3 protein-coding genes and 1 pseudogene are annotated in these 18650 nt (G+C 71.1%); all 4 read right to left on the reverse strand.

All coding sequences use genetic code 11. The annotated features are described in order from the left end of the window. Positions 1 to 25: 25 nt before the first annotated feature. The gene (locus tag OG707_RS00285; protein ID WP_329112973.1) at positions 26 to 3232 is read right to left on the reverse strand and encodes a non-ribosomal peptide synthetase; all 3207 of its coding nucleotides are present in this window, start codon (positions 3230 to 3232) and stop codon (positions 26 to 28) included. A gap of 152 nt (positions 3233 to 3384) precedes the next feature. Next, the gene (locus OG707_RS00290; protein ID WP_329127558.1) at positions 3385 to 6495 is read right to left on the reverse strand and encodes a type I polyketide synthase; all 3111 of its coding nucleotides are present in this window, start codon (positions 6493 to 6495) and stop codon (positions 3385 to 3387) included. A gap of 5 nt (positions 6496 to 6500) precedes the next feature. After that, a complete protein-coding gene (locus tag OG707_RS00295) occupies positions 6501 to 13082 on the reverse strand; it encodes a type I polyketide synthase (protein ID WP_329112976.1) in 6582 nt (2193 codons plus the stop codon). Between the two features lie 9 nt (positions 13083 to 13091). Further along, positions 13092 to 18608 (reverse strand): annotated as a pseudogene (locus tag OG707_RS00300) (SDR family NAD(P)-dependent oxidoreductase); the annotation flags it as partial. Positions 18609 to 18650: the final 42 nt, after the last annotated feature.

Here is an 18650-nt window from a genome sequence, read left to right on the forward strand (position 1 = left end):
ACCGGACCGCGCTCGGAGGACGAGCTCAGAGGACCGCGCCCTCCTTGGTTCGACGGCGCAGGCTCGGCCTGCTGGACTGGCCGAGGTCCTTCCACATGTCCGACAGGCCGGTGATGGTGCGCGCCGCGAACAGCCTGCGGATGGAGACCTCCTGCTTGAGCTCCGACCGGATCAGGCCGACGAGCCGGATCGCGCGCAGCGAGTTGCCGCCGAGGTCGAAGAAGTCCTCGTCGATGCCCACGCGGTCCAGCTCGAGCACATCGGCGAACGCCGTGGCGAGTACGCGTTCGGTGTCGTTGCGCGGCGCCCGGTACGTGCCCTCGCCGAAGTCGGGGGCCGGCAGCGCGGCCCGGTCCACTCGTCCGGCGGCCGTCAGGGGGAGGCGTTCCAGCACGGTGAAGACGGACGGCACCATGGACTCGGGCAGCCATCCCGCGGCGAACCGGCGGAGCTCGTCGGCGGAGACGGTGCCGCCGCCCGCCGGGACGACGTAGGCGACCAGGCGCTGCTGGCCGGTGCTGTCCTCCCGTACGACCACGACCGACTGGGCGAGCCCGGTGTGTTCGGACAGGACCTCTTCGACCTCGGCCAACTCGACGCGGACACCGCGTACGTCCGCCTGGGCGTCGGCCCGGGCGACGTACTCGAGGCGTCCTTCGGTGCCCCAGCGCACACGGTCCCCGGTCCGGTGCATGAGCGATCCGGCCGGACCGTACGGGTTGGGTACGAAGCGCTCCGCGGTCGGTCCGGGGCGCCCGGGGTAGCCGCGCGACACGCCGGGTCCTGCGACGTACAGCTCGCCGGTCACGCCGACAGGGACCGGTGCCAGGCCCGGGCCGAGTACGTAGAGGGCGGTGTGGTCCATCGGGAGGCCGACGGCTCCCGCGTGACGCACCGGTTCGTCGGCGGCCAGGCGGTGGGCTGCGGCGAACACGGTTGCTTCCGTCAGTCCGTGGCCGTTGACGATCGTCAGTTCGGGGCAGGCCTCGCGGACCCGGCGCAGCGCGGCCGCGGACACCCGGTCACCGCCGGTCCACACCTCGCGCAGGCCGGCGAGGCTCTCGGGGCGCCGGCCCGCGATCACGGAGAACTGGCCTGCGGGCAGCCATACCGTGGTGATCTCGTGCGCCGCGCGCGCCTCGGTGAGTGTGTCGATGCCGAGCTCTCCGGGGGGAGCCACGACGACCCGGCCGCCGTTGAGGAGGGGTACCCACACTTCGAGGGCGAGTGCGTCGGAGGTGGGCGCCGCATGCCACAGCACGGTGCTGGTGTCGGCGCCCTGCCAGTGGCGGTCCAGGACGAACTGCTCCATGTTCCGGTGCGTCACGCCGACTCCGGTGGCGGCGGCGCTCGTTCCGGAGTCGTACAGCACGGCCAGCAGGCTGTCCGGGTGCGACGGGAGGAGGGCTTGCGTCTCGGGGGTCTCCGACAGGAGGTCGTCGTACGCGAGCACCGGGACATCCGGGCCGGACGGGAGCAGTCCGGCCGTCGCCGCGGAGGTGAGCAGGGCACGCGCCGAGGTCTCACGGAGCTGTGCATCGATGCGCTCCGCGGGGAGCGCCGGGTCGATCGGTAGGTACGCTCCGCCCGCCTTCACGATGCCCAGCAGGGCGACGGCCAGGTCGGCCGAGCGAGGCAGCGCCACCGCCACGACCGTGTCGGCGCCGATGTTCCGCCGGCGCAGCGCCTCGGCCAGTCGGGTCGAGCGTGCGTCCAACTCACCGTACGAGAGGGTGACTTCGCCGGACACGAGCGCGACGGCGTCGGGGGCACGCTCTACCTGGTGGGCGAACAGCTGGGGAACCGTCAGCCCGGGGAGCGGCGCTTCCCTGCCGTTCAGTGCTGTCAGTACCTGGTCGCGCTCGGCGCCCTGCACCACGTCCAGCGCTCCGACCGGCAGCTCACCGGCGGCCATCACGGCGCGGATGTAGTCGATCAACTCCTCGCCGATGAAGCGGAGTTCGGCGCGGTGGTAGAGACGCGCGGGAGCGTCGAGCCGGACGTAGAGGTCGCTGTCGGCGCTGCCGTCGGTGTAGATGCCGATCGACAGTTCCTCGAAGGTCCCGGTCGTCGCGCCGGAGTAGCGCGCGGGACTATCTCCGAAGTGGAGCTGGTCCGTGAACTCGACGACGTTGACGACGGCGCCGTAGCTCCCGCGCCCGCTGAGGACGGTTCCTGCGGCGCGCTGGATGTCCGAGTAGTGGAGGGCGGTGTGGTCGAAGATCTCGTACGTCTCGTCGACGAGCGTGTCGGTGATCTCGGCGAAGGTCGTATCGAGGCTGATCCCGACCCGCACGGGCACCACGTTGACCGCGAGGCCGGGGGTGCGGCTCGCCACGCCGATGCGGTTGCCCACGGCGAGCGAGAGCAGGAACTCCGGTCGGTCGCAGCGGTGCCGCAGGTACACGGCCGTGGCGGCGGTCAGCATCTGCGACATCCAGACGCCCATGGTCTGCGCGGTCTCGGTCCACACGTCCGACTCGGCGCGGGGAACGGTCAGCGTACGGCTCACCATGCCGATGGTCTCGGCCACTTCGGACCAGCGGTCGGCGCTGCTCAGCGGCTCGGACAGCTCGGAGCGCTGGGCGTCGGACAGGGCGACGCGCGGAATCTGCGCGGGCGCGGGCGCTTCCTTCAGGTAATCGCGCCAGAACCCCGAGTCCTCGGAGAACTTGTCGGAGGCGAGGTACTCCACCGCCTCGGCAGCGAACGACTCGGTGTCCCACGGGTGCGGAAGCTCCGGTATCTGCTCCTGCCGCACCAGCGCGGTGTAGACCTCGGCGAGACGCTTCGACAGCAGGCCGCCGGCGCCGAACCCGTCCGAGATGAGGTGGTGGTAGGCGATCACCAGAAGGGAGCGCGTCTCGGAGAGCTTGACCGCCCCCAGGCGGAACAGCAGATCGCGCGCCAGGTCGAAGGGCTCCCGCACCATTTCGGCGAGGGCTTCGCGCGCCGCCTGCTCGGGGTCGGCCTCGGCACTGAGATCGAGGAAGAACGGCTTCCAGTCGCCCAGTTCCCGGGGAACGAGGCGCAGTCCGTTTCCGTCGTCGACGAAATTGACGCGCAGGACCTCCGCCTCACCCATGACGTGGAGGAACGCGGATTCGATGACCGCCGCGTCCAGCTCACCGTCCACGTCCCACATGGTCAGCGCATGGTTCGGCGTGTCGGGAGCCATTTCCTGTGCCCGCCACATGCCTTTATGCGCAGACGACGCACCGAACGAACGCACAGAGATCAACCCCTACAGAACAGTCCCGGACACCGGAGGAATTCGCAGATCACCCCCCATGGTCAGGGGGGTGGGTCAGCGGTTCAAGACAAGTTGAATCCGGCGGGACAAGCCGCCTGCGCCGCTTGTGGTGTCCCGCCGGCGGGACACGGCTACGCGGTCATCAGGGACACGATGTGTCCAGCGATCTGCCGCGGTGACGGGTGGCGCAGCACCAGATTCGGCCTCAGTTTGAGTTCGGTCGACGCGGTCAGTCGCTTGCTGAGTTCCACCGACAGCAGGGAGTCGAATCCGAGCTCCTTGAACGCCTGGTCGGGATGGACCGATGCGGCGGAGGGATGTCCGAGTACGACGGCGACCTTCTCCAGGACGTGGTCGAGGACCAGGGTCTTCGCGTCGTCGCCGGACAGGGTGGAGACCCTCTTCGGCAGGGAGACCTGGAGGTCTTCGTCCACGGGCTCCTCGACGGCGGATGTCTCCGCCTCCACCGCAGTGGTGGTCGAGGAGTTCAGCCAGTACCGCTGCCGGTGAAAGGCGTACGTCGGAAGGTCCACGCGCCGGCGTGTCCCGAACAGGGCGTCCCACTCAACGGACCCACCCCTGACATGGAGCGCGGCCAGCGACCCGAGTACGGACTCCACCTCGCCCCGGCCGCGCCGCGAGGACGAGAGGACCAGCGCGTCGTCGATGTCCTCGACGATCTCCTGCACCGGGACGGTCAGTACAGGGTGGGGGCTCATCTCGACGAATACGCGAAAGCCGTCCTCGGCCAGCTTGCGGACGGAGGATTCGAAGCGGACCTTTTCGCGCAGATTGTTGTACCAGTACTCGGCGTTGAGCTGCGCGGTGTCGATGACTTTTCCGTACAAGGTCGAGTAGAAGGGCAGCTTCGAGGTTTTCGGGCTCACCTCGGCGAGCGGGTCGATCACCTCGTCGCGGACCCGGGTCACATGGTGGGAATGGGAGGCGTAGTCGACCGATATCCGCCGGGCCTGGGCGCCTTCGGACTTCATCTTCTCGATGAATTCGTCGAGTGCGTCGGGCTCTCCCGACACCACCACGGAGCGGGGTCCGTTGACCACGGCGACGCTCACCTGGTCGCCCCACGGAGCGAGGTGTTCCGTCACGACGTCCTCGGACTCGGCGACCGATCCCATCGCGCCGTGGCCGATCAGGCCCACCAGTGCCTTGCTTCGGAGCGCCACGATCCTGGTGGCGTCCCGCAGGGTGAGCGCGCCGCACACATAGGCGGCGGCTATCTCGCCCTGGCTGTGGCCGACCACCGCGGTGGGCTCCACACCCCAGGACCGCCACAGGGCGGCCGTGGACACCATCACCGAGAAGAGCGCGGGCTGGACCACGTCGACCCGGTCCAGGGTCGGCGCACCCTCCACGCCGCGCACCACGTCGAGCAGCGACCAGTCGACCCACTCGGACAGTGCGGCCGCGCACGCTTCGAGGTGCTGCGCGAAGACCGGGAAGGCGTCGTACAGTTCGCGGCCCATCCCGACCCACTGCGAGCCCTGCCCGGGGAAGACGAAGGCGACACCGCCGAGGTTCCCCGCAGCGCCGCGGACCACCCCGGCGGACTCCGCGCCCTCGCTCAACGAGGCCAGTCCGGCGAGGAGTTCGTCCCTGCCGCGGCCGAGGACCACCGCGCGGTGCTCGAACCGCGACCGGCTCGACACCAGCGACCCGGCCGTGTCGGCGAGGTCCAGGTCCGCGTCGGCGGCGACGAAGTCGCGCAGTTTCCCTGCCTGGAGTTCCAGTGCCTTCGCGCTCTTCGCCGACAACACCCACGGCACGAGGCCGCCGACGACGCCCGCGTCCGGGCCGCGTTCCTGCACCTGCTCCTGGGGCGGGGCCTCTTCGAGGATCACGTGGGCGTTGGTGCCGCTGACGCCGAACGAGGACACCCCGGCCCGCCGCGGGCCGTCCTCGCGGATCCACTCACGTCCCTCGGTGAGGATTTCGACCGCGCCGGACGACCAGTCCACATGGCGCGACGGCTCGCCCACATGCAGGGTCTTCGGCAGGTATCCGTGGCGCATGGCCATCACGGTCTTGATGACGCCGCCGACTCCGGCGGCGGCCTGGGCATGGCCCAGGTTCGACTTCAGGGACCCCAGCCACAACGGCTTTCCCTCGGGCCGGTCCTGTCCGTAGGTCGCCAGCAGGGCACCCGCCTCGATGGGGTCACCGAGCTTGGTGCCGGTGCCGTGGGCCTCGACCAGGTCGACGTCGTGCGGGGAGACGCCCGCGTTCGCCAGCGCCGTACGGATCACCTTCTCCTGGGCGCGGCCGTTGGGAGCGGTGAGGCCGTTGCTGGCGCCGTCCTGGTTCACCGCTGTTCCCCGTACGACAGCCAGTACCGGGTGCCCGTTGCGTTGGGCATCGGACAGCCGCTCGAGGAGCAGTACGCCCACCCCCTCGGCCCAGCCGGTTCCGTCGGCTCCGTCCGCGAAGGCCTTGCACCGGCCGTCGGCCGACAGGGCGCGCTGCCGGGAGAACTCCACGAACATCGCAGGCGTCGGCATGATCAGCGCTCCGCCCGCCAGCGCGAGCGAGGACTCGCCCGACCGCAGCGACTGCACCGCCATGTGCAGGGCCACCAGCGAGGACGAGCACGCGGTGTCCACCGACACCGCCGGTCCGGTCAGGCCCATTTCGTACGCCACCCGGCCGGACGCGACGCTGAGCGCGCTGCCGTACAGGAGGTAGCCCTCCAGGTCCTTCTGGCCGCCCTCCAGGAACCGCCACCCGTACTCGGACGAGCTGATGCCGGAGAAGACGCCGACCTCGGACCCGCGTACGTCGGCGGGGACGATGCCCGCCCGCTCGAAGGCCTCCCACGACGTCTCGAGGAGCAGGCGGTGGTGGGGATCGACCGCCAGCGCCTCGCGGGGGCTGATCCCGAAGAACTTCGCGTCGAAGTCCGCCACGCCGGTGAGGAAGCCTCCCTGACGGGTGTACGAGGATCCGGCGGCGTCGGGGTCCGCGTCGTACACGTCCCGCCAGCCGCGGTCCTTCGGGAACTCGTCGACGACGTCCAGACCGCCGCGGACCACGTCCCAGAGGGCTTCGGGCGACGACACGCCTCCCGGGTAGCGGCAGGCCATGGAGACGACCGCGATCGGCTCGCCGCGGCCGGCCTTCAGCGCGTCGTTCTCCTGGCGGAGGCGGTCGCGCTCCTCCAGCAGCGTGCGCAGCGCACGCTGGACCCGGTCCGCGCCGTCCGGCGTGCGGTCGGCGGAGTTGGTCATGTCGCTCACAGCTTCTCCTCCAGAGCCAGGTCGACCAGTGCTTCCAGGTCCATGTCCGAGAGTTCGTCCGCATCGGTGGCCGCGTCCGCCGCTTGTACGTCGCCGGTTCCCGGGGCCTGTTCGGCGGCGCAGGCCAGGACCAGTTCCAGGAGTCCCGCGCCGCGCAGGCTGTCGACCGAGACGGTGCGCAGCGCTTCGCGGATCTGCGCGTCCTCGATGTCCTCGGCCGTGTCGGGATCCGGTGCCGGACCCAGCAGCCCGTAGAGGTGCTCCCCCAGCTCGCGTGAGGTCGGGTAGCTGAAGACGAGGGTGGACGGCAGGCGCAGTCCGGTGGATGCGGCCAGGCGGTTGCAGAGTTCGACCGCGGTCAGCGAGTCGAGTCCGAGCTGCGTGAACGCCTGGTCGACGTCGACGCCCGCACCGGACGCGTGGCCGAGCACCACGGCGACCTGTTCGCGCACCCAGTCCAGTACGGCGGTGCGCGCCTCGTCCGCGGGCAGTCCGGCCAGCCGGGCGGACAGTCCGCCGCCCGAGCCGCTGTCCTTGGCGGTGTTCGACCTGTTCCTGCGCGGCCTGCCGCCTTCGACGAGGACGCGCAGGAGCGGCGGCAGTTCGTCACCGGACTTGTTGCGCAGCCCTGCGACGTCGACGCGGGCGGGTACGAGGACCGCCTTGTCGCTCGCGCACGCCGCATCGAAGAGGGCGAGTGCCTCGGGTGTCGGCATCGCGGCGATGCCCATCCGGCGCAGCCGGGACAGGTCTGCCTGGTCCAGTTCCCCGGTCATGCCGCTGCTCTCCTCCCACCAGCCCCAGCAGAGCGAGGAGCCGACCAGTCCGGACGCCCTGCGCTGGGCCGCCAGACCGTCCAGGAAGGCATTCGCCGCCGCGTAGTTGGCCTGGCCCCCGTTGCCGAGGGTGCCCGCGAGGGCGGAGAACTGGACGAACGCCGACAGGGTGTGGTCCCGGGTCAGTTCGTGCAGGGTGACCGCGCCGCCGACCTTCGCGCGAAGGACGTGGTCGATGCTCTGCGGGGTCAGCGATTCGACGGTGCCGTCCGCGAGGACCCCCGCCGCGTGCACGACGGCGGTCAGCGGGTAGCGGCCGGGCAGGTCCGCGAGCAGGTCCGTGACGGCGGCCCGGTCGGCGACGTCGCACGCCACGACCCGTACCACCGCGCCCGCGCTCTCCAGGTCCGCGACCAGCTCGGGCACGCCGTCGGCCGCCGGTCCGCGACGGCTCGCCAGCAGCAGGCTCCGTACGCCGTGTTCGGCGACGAGGTGCCGTGCCACGAGGGAGCCCACTCCCCCGGTGCCGCCGGTGACGAGGACGGTGCCGCCGCCGAAGCCGTCGCCCACCTCGAGGACGAGCTTGCCGATGTGGCGGCCCTGGCTCATCTCGCGGAACGTACGGCGCGCGTCGCGGATGCTGCGCAGCGAGACCGGGTTGAGCTGGACCCGTCCGTCGGCGAACAGTTCCATGACGGCCCGGAACATCTCGTGGATCGCGTCAGGCCCGGCTTCGTAGAGGTCGAAGGCCTCGTACGCGACTCCGGGGTGGCCGGCCGCCACCTCGTGGGGATCGCGGATGTCCGTCTTCCCCATCTCGACGAAGTGTCCTCCGTCGGGCAGCAGGGTCAGCGAGGCGTCGACGAACTTGTGGGCAAGGGAGTTGAGTACGACGTCCACGCCTCGTCCGCCGGAGGAGTGGAGGAACTTCTCGGCGAACTCCAGGTCGCGTGAGGACGCCAGGTGCGTCTCGTCCAGTCCCAGGCCCTGCAGTACGGGCCACTTGGCCGGGCTCGCGGTCGCGTAGATCTCGGCGCCGATGTGCTGGGCCAGCTGGACCGCGGCCATGCCGACGCCGCCCGCCGCGGCATGGATGAGGATCCGCTGGCCCTTCCGGAGGTTCGCGACGCGGAAGAGCCCGTGGTAGGCGGTGAGGAAGGTGCACGGCACGGACGCCGCTTCGGCGAAGGACCACCCGTCGGGTATCGGCACGAGCATGCGGTGGTCCGCCACGGCCGTACGACCGAAGGCGCCGGTGAAGACGCCGGTCACCCGGTCTCCCGGGGACAGCCGGGTCACGTCGTCCGCCACCTCCAGCACGACTCCGGCGCCCTCGCTGCCGAGCCCCGCGTCGATGGCCGTACGGTCCACGAGCCCCAACGCGATGGTGATGTCACGGAAGTTGAGCCCTGCGGCCTGGACGGCGATACGGACCTGCCCGCTCGTCAGGGGTGCTTCCACCTCGGGGCAGGGAACCCAGGTGAGGTTCTCCAGAGTGCCCTTGCTCGGGATGCCGAGTCGGTGGGCTCCAGCCGGCGGCTCCTCGATCCGGTGATCACCTGTCGAGGCGGGCGCAAGGCGGGGTACGCGCAACTCTCCTGCGCGCAGCGCCAGTTGGACCTCGTCGAGGTCGAGGACGTCCGGGATTCGCGCCCAGGACGCCGCTTCTTCGTCGATGTCCACGAGCCGGAACCTGCCGGGGTGCTCGGTCTGGGCCGAGCGGACCAGGCCCCACACGGACGCACCCGCGAGGCTCTCGACGCGCTCACCGGCACCGGTGTCGACGGCCAGGCGGGTGACCACCACCAGCGTGGACGCGGCGAGGGCCTCCTCGGCGAGGAACTGCTGGATCCAGTCCAGGACACGCTTGTCGGTGTCGCCGACCGCGGTGAGCAGATCGGGTCCGGCTGCGGCGAAGTCGTCCAGGCACAGGACGACTTGCCCGGGCGCGTCTCCCGCGAGGACCTCGTCCATGGACGCGTAGAACACGGCACGCCCGTCGCCTGCCGCGGAGAGGCGGGAGGCCAGACCGTCCTTCGTGCCGAGGACACCCCAGCGGTCGCTGCCGGTCTCCTGCTGCTGCTCCTGCACCGGCCGCCACTGCACCTCGTACAGCGACTGCTCCTGTCCGCCGCGCGCCGAGCGCACCTGCTCGGCGCCGGCGGGCCGGAACGCCAGCGCCCCGACGTGAGCGATCTGCCGGCCGTGGTCGTCGGCGACCACCAGCGAAATGGTGTCCTCGCCTGCCGGGGAGAGCCTGACCTTCACGGTCGTACCGCACTGCCCTGTGAGCTCCGCGCCGGACCACGAGAAGGGCATCCGCCCCTGTTCGCCCGTCACTTCGATGACGCCACCGACGATCGCGGCGTGCAGGACGGTGTCCAGCAGCGCCGGATGCAGTGCGAAGGCGCCGTCGGCCGGGCCCTCGGCGGTGTCCGGAAGTGTGGCGAGGGCGAAGAGGTCGTCGCCGCGGCGCCAGACCTCGCGCAGCCCGCGGAACGCGGGCCCGTAGTCGAAGCCCGCGTCGGCGAAGGAGTCGTAGAGGCCCTCGAAGGCAAGCTGCCGGGCTCCGGGCGGGGGCCAGGCGGCGAGGGAGCGTGTGTCCTCCGCGTGGGCGGGCGCAGGTGTGCCCGGCGCCAGATTGCCCATCGCGTGCCGGGTCCAGCCGCCCGCCGCCGGGGTGTCGTCGGCGAGACGTGAGTAGACGTCCAGCGAGCGGCGTCCTGTCTCGTCCTCCGCTCCGACGACGATGCGTATCTGCACGTCTCCCATGTCGGGGATGATCAGGGGGACTTCGAGGGTGAGTTCCTCGACCGTGCCGCACCCGACGTACTCGCCCACCGACAGCGCCAGGTCCAGGTGGGCCGTTGCCGGTACGACGACCGCACCGAACACGGCGTGGTCGGCCAGCCAGCCGTGGGTCCGCAGGGACCACCGGTCGGTGAACACCACTTCGTCGGTGCCGGGGTGGTCCACCACGGCGCCGAGCAGCGGGTGCTCGGCGGCGGACAGACCGGCGGAGGCGACGTCGGCCGACTGCGTCCCGGCCAGGAAGTCCAGCCAGTACCGCTGGTGCTGGAAGGCGTACGTCGGCAGGTCCACCCTGCGGCGCGTCCCGAACAGGTCGTCCCAGTTCACGGTCGCGCCGTGGACGTGCAGCCCGGCCAGCGCGCCGATCAGCGCCTGGGAACCTCCGCGGTCCCGGCGTGCCGCCGACAGGACCACCGTGTCGTGGACACCCTCGCCGGCGAAGGCCTCCTGGGTGATGCTCGTGAGTGTCGCGCCCGGGCCCACCTCGAGAAAGACCTTCGCGCCGGCCGCACGGGCGCACTCCACCGCGTCATAGAAGCGGACGGGTTCGCGGACGTGATTCACCCAGTACGCGACGGACGTCAGTTCCTGGAGCGTGACCTCGCGGCCCAGCCTGGTCGAGACGATCGGGATCGACAGCTCGCCCGTGGCGAACTCCCCGAGCGATTGGGCGAATTCGTCCAGGATCGGGTCCATGAGCGGCGAGTGGAACGCGTTGTCCACCGCGAGGAGCTTCGCGGAGGTGCCGTCGGCGACGAGCCGGTCGCGGAGCGCGTGGACCTGCTCGCGCAGGCCCGAGACGACGACCGACTCGGGTCCGTTGACGGCGGCGACGGAGACGCGGTCGTACGCGCCGAGCAGTGTGCCGATCCGGGCTTCCGAGGCGCGTACGGCCAGCATGGCGCCGGGCTCGGTGACGGTCTGCATGGTGCGTCCGCGTGCGGCCACGAGCCTGGTCGCGGTGGGGAGGTCGAAGACTCCGGACACATGGGCGGCCGCGATCTCGCCGACGGAGTGGCCGATCAGGTGGTCGGGGAGCGGGCAGTACTGCGCGAGGAGTCGGTACAGGCTGACCTGGAGGGTGAAGAGTGCCGGCTGTGCGATGTCCGTACGCTCGCGGTCCGCGGGTTCGTCGGCGAGGAGCAGGGGCTTGAGCGCGAAGGGGAGGTGCGCGTCGAAGTGTGCGCAGATCTCGTCGAGGCTCTGCGCGAAGACGGGGAAGGTGTCGTACAACTGCCGTGCCGCACCCGCCCATTGGGTGCCCTGGCCCGGGAACATGAAGACGGATCCACCCGACTCCCCGGCGACACCGCGTATCACTGCGGCGGTCTCCGCGCCGTCGCCCAGCGCCGTCAGGGCGCTCAGCAGTTCCTCGCGGTCGTGGCCGATGACGACCGCCCGGTGCTCGAAGCGCGTCCGGCTCGACAGCAGCGACCAGCCGGCATCGGCGATGCCCAGATCCGGGTCGGCGGCGGCGAAGTCGCGCAGCTTGCGCGCCTGCTCCCGCAGCGCCTGCTCCGAGCGCGCCGAGAGCACCCAGGGCACGAACTGACCTCCGCAGTACGGGAGTTCCTCCTCGTCGTCCGGCTCCGGATCCCGGTCCAGCGCCTGCTCGAGGATCACGTGCGCGTTGGTGCCGCTGACCCCGAAGGCGGACACGCCCGCCCTCCGCGGCCGGCCCTCTGCCGTGGTCCAGTCCCGGGCCTCGGTGAGCAGCTCCACCGCGCCCGCGGTCCAGTCGACGTGGGTCGACGGACGGTCCACGTGCAGCGTCTTCGGCAGTATCCCGTGCTGCATCGCCATGACCATCTTGATGATGCCGCCGACGCCCGCGGCCGCCTGCGTGTGGCCGGTGTTGGACTTCAACGACCCGAGCCAGAGGGGGTTTTGGCCGTCACGGCCCTGCCCGTAGGTGGCCAGCAGTGCGCCGGCTTCGATGGGGTCGCCGAGCGTCGTGCCGGTCCCGTGCGCCTCGACCGCGTCGACTTCGCCCGCCTGCAGCCGGGCGTTCGCCAACGCAGCGCGGATGACGCGCTGTTGGGCCGGTCCGCTGGGTGCGGTGAGTCCGTTGGACGCCCCGTCCTGGTTGATCGCCGAGCCCCGGATCACCGCCCAGATCCGGCGCCCGTTGCGCCGCGCGTCGGAGAGGCGCTCCAGGACGAGCATGCCGACGCCCTCGGCGAAGCCGGTGCCGTCGGCCGCGTCCGCGAACGCCTTGCACCGGCCGTCCTTCGACAGGCCGCGCTGGCGCGACATCTCCCGGTACACCTGCGGCATCCCCACAACGGTGACGCCACCGGCCAGGGCGAGCCCGCACTCTCCCTGCCTCAGCGACTGCACCGCCTGGTGCACCGCCACGAGCGAAGACGAGCACGCGGTGTCGGTCGACAGCGCCGGGCCCTCCAGACCGAGCGCGTATGAGACGCGCCCGGACGCCACGCTCAGGAGGGAGCCGGTCTGCGCGTAGCCGGAGATGGCCTCGGGGGTGGAGAAGTGGTTCCCGTATCCGAAGTACGCGAGACCGGCGAACATGCCGGTGTTGCTGCCGCGCAGGGTCTCCGGGTCGATGCCGGCCCGCTCGACGGACTCCCACGAGGTCTCCAGGAGCAGCCGCTGCTGCGGGTCGGCGGAGAGCGCCTCACGCGGGTTGATCCCGAAGAAGTCGGCGTCGAAGTCGCCCGCGTCGTAGAGGAATCCGCCCTTGCGCGTGTAGCAGGTGTCGGGCCGCTCCGAGTCGGGGTCGTACAACTTCTCCAGGTCCCAGTTGCGGTCGTCGGGGAAGTCCGACACGGCGTCCGTGCCCGCCCGTACCAGCTCCCACAGGTCCTCCGGAGACGTCACCCCGCCGGGGAACCGGCAGGCGACACCCACGATCGCGATGGGCTCCGCGGCGGCGTCCGTCAGCTCCTGCAGCCGCTTGCGTGTCTCGATCAGCTCGATCGACGTCCGCTTGAGGTACTCGAGAACCTCGGCGTTGTTGTCGTCTGTCATCGTTCTCCCCTAGCCGAGCTCTTTGTCCAGCAGCGCGAGAAGGTCTCCCGCTGAGGCCGAACTGATCTGGTCGGCGAGACCGGTCGCCGATCCTGCGCTCGCCATGGAGCGGACCCGGCCCTGCAGCTCGCCGAGGAGCGTGGAGATGGTGGCCCGGTCCTCTTCCGCGAGCGTGCGGAACTCGTCCTCGAGCTGGGCGCCGAGTCCTTCGATCTCCTTGACCAGGTGATCGGCCGGGGACTCCGGTCCTGCATCCGATTCGGGGGCGATGGCCGCACCCAGGAACTGGGCGAGCGCGGCCGGGTTCGGGTGGTCGAAGACGAGCGTGGCGGGCAGCTTCAGGCCGGTCACCGCAGACAGCTTGTTGCGCAGTTCGAGTGCGGTGAGCGAATCGATCCCGAGCTTCTTGAACGTCTCGGCGGGACCGACCCGGCCGGTGTCGGAATGACCGAGAACGAGCGCGGTCTGTGTCCGTACGGCATCGAGCAGTGCGGCCTGCGCCTCCGCCGGCGGCAGCGAGCGCAGTTGCTGCGACAGTGCGATCCCGGTGGGCTCGGGGCTTGCCGGGCCGGCGGGTGTGCCGGCCAGTGCCCGCAGGAGCGGCGAGGCCAGCTGGCCGGACTGGGGCGTGCCCAGTGCCGAGAGATTCAGTCGTACCGGCACCAGCACCGAAGCGTCTGCCGAGAGCGCCGTGTCGAAGAGCGCGAGTCCCTCCGGCGTCGACAGTGGCTGCACGCCCTGCCGTTGCATGCGTACGACGTCCGCTTCGACCAGGTCCGCGCTCATCTCGCTGCGCTCCGCCCAGAAGCCCCAGCACAACGCGGTGGCGGCCAGTCCCTGCGCCCTGCGGACTTCCGCGAGGCCGTTGAGGAACGCGTTGCCCGCCGCGTAGTTGGCCTGCCCCGCCGTGCCGAGCACGCTGGCGATCGAGGAGAACAGTACGAACGCGGACAGGTCCAGGTCCCTGGTCAGCTCGTGGAGGTGCCAGGCGCCGCGTACCTTCGGCGCGAGGACCGCGTCGAGACGGTCCTCGGTCATGGCCTCGACCACTCCGTCGTCCAGCGCGCCCGCGCAGTGGACGACCGCGGTCAGAGGATGTTCGGACGGCACTGCGGAGATCACCTTGGCGACGGCCTCACGATCGGTGACGTCGCAGGCCACGATCTCGACCTGGGCTCCGGCGCCTGTCAGTTCCTCCCGGAGTGCGGCCGCCGCCGGGGCCGCAGGACCGCGCCTGCTGGTCAGCACCAGACTGCGCACGCCGTGCTGCTCGACGAGGTGGCGGGCCAGCAGGGCACCCAGGCCGCTGGTGCCGCCGGTGATCAGCACCGAACCCGAGCCGAGGTCGGGGACGGCGGATGCGCCTGGGGCGTGGGCCAGTTGAGGTGTGGTCACATTGCCGGCCCGGATCTTGAGCTGGGCCTCGCCGGATTCGGCCGCCGCCGGGACGAGCGCCCGGGAACCCGGCCGGTCGTCCGTGTCCACGAGCGTGAAGCGGCCCGGGTTCTCCGTCTGCGCTGTACGTACGAATCCCCAGACGGCGGCTGCCGCGGGATCGGTCCGGGTCACCTGGTCGTCGTGGAACGCGTCCTGCGTCACGAAGACCAGGCGCGAGCCGGAGAACCGGTCGTCGGCGAGCCAGTCCCGCGTCCACCGCAGAACACGGTGGAGGGTGCGCTCGACTGCGGCCGGAGTGTCGGCGTCGTCCGTGCGGTCGACGGCGGCGATGACAACCGGGGGTATCTGCCCACTGGAGGAGGCCAGTTGACCGAGATCGGCGTAGACATTCTCGACCTGCAGGTCGGATCCTCCCAGCATCGCGTACCGGCCCGAAGTGTGCGCGGGGGGCGAAGCGAGGGGCACCCAGTCCACCTGGAACAGCGAGTCCTGGTGGTCGAAGCTCAGCTCGTTCAGTTTCGCGACGTCCGCGGGCCGCAGGCTCAGCGACGCGATGCCGCCGACCGGCGCTCCGTCCTGGTCCGCGAGGGTCACGGACAGTGTGTTCTCACCGGCGGGGGCGAGCCGGACGCGTAGCGCGCTCGGCCGATCGGAGGGGAGACGAAGGCCCTTGCAGCTCTGCGGCAGCCAGCCTTCGGGCCGGGAGTTGTCGACGAACTGCCCCAGGCCCACGGGGAGCAGCGCTGCGTGGAGCAGCGCCGGGTGGACACGGAACCGGCCCTGGTCCGCGCCGTCGGGCGCGGGCAGCTCCACCTCGGCGTACAGGGTGTCTCCCTTGCGCCACACGTCCTTCAGTCCGCGCAGCAGGGGCCCATGGTTGATGCCGAGGGCGGACAGTCTGGCGTACTCGTCCTCGAAGGGCACGGCGGTCGCGCCCGCGGGGGGCCACGAGGCGAGGCTTTCGTCCGCCGGGGTGACTCCGTCTCCGGATCCGAGGACTCCGACGGCGTTGCGGGTCCACTCGGACGCGCCGTCGCCCCGCGAGTGCACGCTGACCGTGCGCTTGCCGTCGACCACGACGCGGAACTCGCGATCGGCCGTCCGGGACAGCACCAGGGGTGTTTCCAGGGTGAGTTCGTCGACGGTGTCGCACCCCGCCTTGTGCGCCGCCCAGGCCGCCAGCTCCGCCAGCACCGTTGCCGGTACGAGGACGGCGCCGTGGACGACATGGTCGGCGAGCCACGGGTGGCGCTCCAGCGAGAGGCGTCCGCTGCCCACCACTCCCCCGTGTCCGGCCTCGTCGTCGCCGGGCAGGTCGATCACGGCATCGAGCAGCGGGTGGTCGGAGGTGCTCGATGCGGTGGTCTCGCCGGGGGTGTTCAGCCAGTAGCGCTGACGCTGGAAGGCGTACGTGGGCAGCTCGACCGGCCGGTCGTCCCCGCCCGGGAACGCCGCCTCCCACGTCACGTCGACGCCCGCCACGAAGGCCTCGGCCGCCGACCGGTAGAGCCGCGCGAAGCCGCCCTCGTCGCGGCGCAGCGAACCCACCACGAATCCGGTGGCACCCGGGACGGTCTCGAACAGTTCCTGGATGTTCATGACGAGGAGAGGGTGCGGGCTGAGCTCGACGACCGCGCTGTTGCGCTCCTGTTCGATCAGACTCCCCATGGCGGCCGAGAACTGGACCGGCCGGCGCAGATTGCGGTACCAGTACGCCGTGTCGAGCTCCATGGGGTCGATCAGCCCGCCGGTCACCGTCGAGTAGATCGTCACCGGCGAGGGCATGGGGGTGATCCGGCCCAGCTCCTCCTGGAGCTGGTGCTCGAACCGGTCCATCAGCGGCGAGTGCCCGGGAACGCTGGACTTGATCAGCCGTGCGCGGGCGCCTTCCGCCTGGCAGACCGCGACCAGTTCCTCGACCGCCTCGGTCTCACCCGACACGGTGGTGGAGTTCGGTCCGTTCACGGCGGCGATCCCGATCCGGGACTTCCACCGTTCAAGAAGTTCTTGTACGCGGTGTTCGGGCAGCAGAATCCCGGCCATGGTGCCCTGCCCGGTGACCGTGGCCAGGAGCCGGGACCGCAGGGCCACGATCTTGGCCGCGTCATCCAGCGTCAGCGCGCCCGCGACGTAGGCAGCGGCGATCTCGCCCTGGGAGTGGCCGATCACCACATCGGGTGTCACGCCCAGCGAGCGCCACACCTTCGCGAGCGCCGCCATCACGGCGAACAACACCGGCTGTACGACGTCGATGTCCTCCAGGTCCGCCGCTTCGGGTCCGCCGCACACCGTGTCGATCAACGACCAGGACACCCAGGGCTCCAACGCCTGCGCACACGCGCGCAGTTCGTCGGCGAATACCGGGGAGGTCTCCCAGAGTTCCCGGCCCATGGCGACCCACTGCGCTCCCTGGCCGGGGAAGACGAACACCGTCCTGCCCACCGGCTTCGCGACTCCGGACACCACGCCGGCAGGTGCGGGTTCGTCACCCGCGGCCACGGCGTCCAGGGCTGCGAGCAGTGCGTCCCGGTCGGCGCCGATCACCACGTGGCGGTGCTCGAACAGCGACCGCGTCTTCACCAGCGCACGGCCGACGCCCGCGACCGGGAGGCCGGGGTCGGCGGCCACGGTGTCCCGCAGGCTCAGCACCTGCGCCCGCAGCGCCTGCTCCGTACGCGCCGACAGCACCCACGGCACGGAATTGCCCCCGCGGTAGGGGAGTTCTTCGCCAGTGTCGTGCACCGGCGTCTCCTCGTCGGGTGCCTGCTCGAGGATCAGGTGCGCGTTGGTTCCGCTGATGCCGAAGGACGACACGCCCGCGCGCCGGGGCCGGCCCTCTACCGTGTTCCAGTCGCGGGCCTCTGTCAGTAGCTCGACCGCCCCGGCGGACCAGTCGACGTGGCTCGACGGCCGGTCCACGTGCAGCGTCCTGGGCAGCACCCCGTGCCGCATCGCCATGATCATCTTGATGATGCCGCCGACACCCGCGGCCGCCTGCGTATGACCGATGTTGGACTTCAACGACCCCAGCCACAGCGGGTGTTGGGGGTCGCGGTCCTGACCGTAGGTGGCGAGCAGCGCCTCCGCCTCCATCGGGTCGCCCAGCTTGGTGCCGGTCCCGTGCGCCTCCACCGCGTCGACGTCGCCGACGGCAAGGCCGGCATCGGCCAGGGCTGCCCGTACGACCCGCTGCTGGGCCAGTCCGTTCGGCGCGGTCAGTCCGTTGGACGCCCCGTCCTGGTTGATCGCCGAGCCGCGGATCACCGCCCAGACGCGGTGCCCGTTGCGCCGTGCGTCCGAGAGCCGCTCCAGGACCAGGACGCCCGCGCCCTCCGAGAAGCCGGTGCCGTCCGCCGCCTCCGCGAACGCCTTGCACCGGCCGTCCTCCGACAGGCCCCGCTGCCTTGCGAGTTCGACGAACATCCCCGGAGTCGGCAGCGTCGACACCCCGCCGGCCAGTGCCAGCGTGCACTCGCCCGAGCGCAGGGACCGTACGGCTTGGTGGACGGCGACGAGCGACGCCGAGCACGCGGTGTCGGTGGACACCGCCGGGCCCTCAAGGCCGAGTACGTACGCCACCCGGCCCGAGGCCACGCTGAGGTAGGTCCCGGTGAGCGAGAAGCCCTCCACCTCGCCGGCCGCCCCGCCACCCATGCGCGGGCCGTAGTCGACGCCGTAGAGCCCGGTGAAGACCCCGGTCGCCGAACCCCGCAGCGCGGCCGGGTCGATGCCCGCCCGCTCAAGTGCCTCCCACGACGTCTCCAGCATCAACCGCTGCTGGGGGTCCATGGCGAGGGCCTCGCGCGGGCTGATGCCGAAGAACGGTGCGTCGAACTCCGCGAGATCGGCCAGGAATCCGCCCGTGCGCGTGTACGTCTTTCCCTGCGCCTCGGGGTCCGGGTCGTACAGCCCCTCCAGGTCCCACCCGCGGTCCGCCGGAAAGTCGCCCATGGCGTCCACGCCGTCGGCCACGACGCCCCACAGCCCTTCGGGGGACGTCACCCCACCGGGGAAGCGACATCCCACACCCACGACCGCGATGGGCTCGCGCGCTGACTCCTCCAGCTCGCGCACCCGCTCGCGCAGCTCCTGCGCGTCGCCGACGGCACGTCGCAAGTACGACCGGAGCTTGTCGACTTCCTCCACCAGGGGCCTCCTTCAACAGTTGCT

This window comes from Streptomyces sp. NBC_01465 (assembly GCF_036227325.1).
GTDB lineage: Bacteria > Actinomycetota > Actinomycetes > Streptomycetales > Streptomycetaceae > Streptomyces.

Coding starts and splice junctions, on each gene's coding strand:
- OG707_RS00290 (WP_329127558.1), bottom strand. CDS start 6,495: ATGACCAACTCCGCCGACCGCACGCCGGACGGCGCGGACCGGGTCCAG.
- OG707_RS00295 (WP_329112976.1), bottom strand. CDS start 13,082: ATGACAGACGACAACAACGCCGAGGTTCTCGAGTACCTCAAGCGGACG.